This is a genomic window from Mesorhizobium sp. M7A.F.Ca.CA.002.04.1.1 (assembly GCF_004022805.1).
Taxonomy (GTDB): Bacteria; Pseudomonadota; Alphaproteobacteria; order Rhizobiales; family Rhizobiaceae; genus Mesorhizobium; species Mesorhizobium ciceri.
On record NZ_RZPL01000845.1, the window covers coordinates 1 to 2,263 of the forward strand.

Below are 2,263 nucleotides of genomic sequence, written 5' to 3' on the forward strand. Positions count from 1 at the left end.
CCTTCAGATAGCCTGGCTTCCAGAGCGAGTTGCGGAGTTCCGTTACCGCAGATCCGCGGTTGGCGAACACGGTTTTCCAGAAGCCGGGAAACAGCGCGTAGTCGGCCATGTCCGAAACATTGAACGAAAGCCGTGGATAGCCTTCGCGGGCAAAACCGATAACGGCATTCGGCCCGACCGTGACGCTGCCGTCGATCATCCGCGTCAGGTGCACGCCAAGGAAGGGCAGGGCTGGATCCGGGACGGGATAGATCAGATGGCGGACAATGTCGTTCTTCGATGCGGGAAGGCGATAGTATTCGCCGCGGAAGGGAACGATGCGATGCTCGATCGAAAGCCCGGCGAGCACGGCCAGCCGGTCTGATTGGAGACCGCCGCAGACCACCAGTTTTTTCGCCTGCCAGTTTTCGCCGGCCGACGCGATATCGACGGAATCGATGACTTCGCGAATGCCGGTGACGCGCGTCGACAGGCGGATCTCGCCGCCAAGCGCCCTGATGCGCCGCCCCATGGCTTGGCAGACATCGGCATAGCTGACGATGCCGGTCGAGGCCACGAAAAGCGCGCCGAGACCGCGGATGTTCGGTTCCCGCTCCTTCAATTCACCCTCGCTGACGCGCCGGACTTCGATCGTGTTCTGCTTCGAGCGTTCGTGGAGCGCCTCCATGCGCTGCACTTCGAGTGCGGAGGTGGCGACGAGCAGTTTGCCGCAGACATCGAAGCGGATGCCGTTCTCCTGGCAGAAGGCCTTGGTGGCATCCGCGCCCTTGCGGCAGAGCTCGGCCTTCAGGCTGCCTGGCGGATAGTAGATGCCGGCATGGATGACACCACTGTTGTGGCCGGTCTGGTGCTTGCCGAGAGCCTCCTCTTTTTCCAACAGGATCAGGCTGCAGCCGGGATATGTTTCCAGCAGCCGCATGGCCGTCGCCAGGCCGACGATGCCGCCGCCGATGACGCAGTAGTCGAAAATCATTGTTGTAGCCCTTGCCTGCCCGATTATGCGTGCGCCGTCTGACGATCGCCATAGTCGAAATAGGCCTTTTCCAGCGCATGCCCGTCGGCAAGCTCGCTTGCCGAACCCTCCAGCGCGTTATGGCCGTTGCGCGGCACGTAGACGCGGGAAGCGAGGTCGAGAATGCGAGCGGTGGACCGTTCGACGACGAGCAGGGTCAGCCCGCTGGCGTTAAGCTGGCGGAGGCTTTCGTAGACCTGGTCGATCACCAGCGGCGCAAGGCCAAGCGACGGTTCATCGATCATCATCAGCGACGGGCGCTGCAGGATGGCGCGGGCGATGGCAAGCTGCTGCTGCTCGCCGCCGGAAAGGTGGCCGGCAACGCCGCGGTAGCGGGTCCTGAGGATCGGAAGATTTCCAGAACCCGTTCCCAGATCGGCGGCCGCTTCGGCCTTGTCCTTGCGGATCATGCCGCCGAGCAGCAGGTTTTCCCGCACCGTCAGTGTCCGGAAGATACTGCGGCCTTCCGACACCAGTGCCAGGCCCTTCCGGCATAGCTTTTCCGGCGCCTGGCCGGCGATCGACTCGCTGTTGAAGGCAAGCGTGCCCCCGGTCGGCGCCATGGCCCGGAAATTGATTTCAGAAGCGTGGATTTGCCGGCGCCGCGATCTGGCCTCGTCGTTCCCGGCAAGCAGCAGCTGACGATCAATCTCCTCGCGTGGTATCGACATCTCACGGCGGCCAGATATCGCTGCCCTGATATCAAGTGTGTAGACCGGACGCCGCTGCGGAATGCCAAAGGATAGTGCTCTTTGACAATCTTCCCCTTCACTGAAGCCACCCCGATCCAGTTCCAGCAGCCCCTGCCGAGGACCTCGGACGTCGTGATCATCGGCGGCGGGGTCATTGGCGTGACCACGGCACTGTTCCTGGCGCGGCGGAACGTCTCGGTGACGCTGCTGGAAAAGGGACGCATCGCCGCCGAGCAATCCTCGCGCAACTGGGGCTGGATCCGGCAGCAGGGCCGCGATGCCGACGAACTGCCGATCGTCATCGAAGCGCAGCGCCTCTGGCGGCAACTGGCACAGGAATGTGGCGAGGACATAGGACTGAAGCAGACGGGCGTTACCTATCTTGCGCGAACAGACAAGGAGATGGCCGGCTTCGCGAAATTCCTGAAGATCGCCCAGGCTCATGGCGTCGACACGCGTCTCCTCGACCAGGGTGAGCTGGCAAGCCTGATCCCGGCCATGTCGCGACTGTTCAAAGGCGCAATGATCACTCCATCGGACATGCGAGCAGAACCTTGGG

At 62.8% G+C, this 2,263-nt stretch carries 3 protein-coding genes; 1 reads left to right on the forward strand and 2 read right to left on the reverse strand.

Going from position 1 to position 2,263, the window contains the following annotated elements; translation table 11 throughout:
* Both lhgO and ENZ75_RS29310 read right to left on the reverse strand, forming a co-directional pair.
* Nucleotides 1-970 (reverse strand): L-2-hydroxyglutarate oxidase (gene lhgO, locus ENZ75_RS29305; RefSeq protein ID WP_245481286.1); only part of this gene is annotated, 970 nt, incomplete at its 3' end.
* A gap of 26 nt (nt 971-996) precedes the next feature.
* Nucleotides 997-1,575: an ATP-binding cassette domain-containing protein gene (locus ENZ75_RS29310; RefSeq protein ID WP_127274058.1), complete on the reverse strand. Its 579-nt coding sequence runs from the start codon at nt 1,573-1,575 to the stop codon at nt 997-999.
* Between the two features lie 189 nt (nt 1,576-1,764).
* Between ENZ75_RS29310 and ENZ75_RS29315 the strand changes: the two genes are divergently transcribed.
* A partial coding sequence (locus ENZ75_RS29315) for an FAD-dependent oxidoreductase (protein ID WP_164888099.1) occupies nt 1,765-2,263 on the forward strand: 499 nt, incomplete at its 3' end.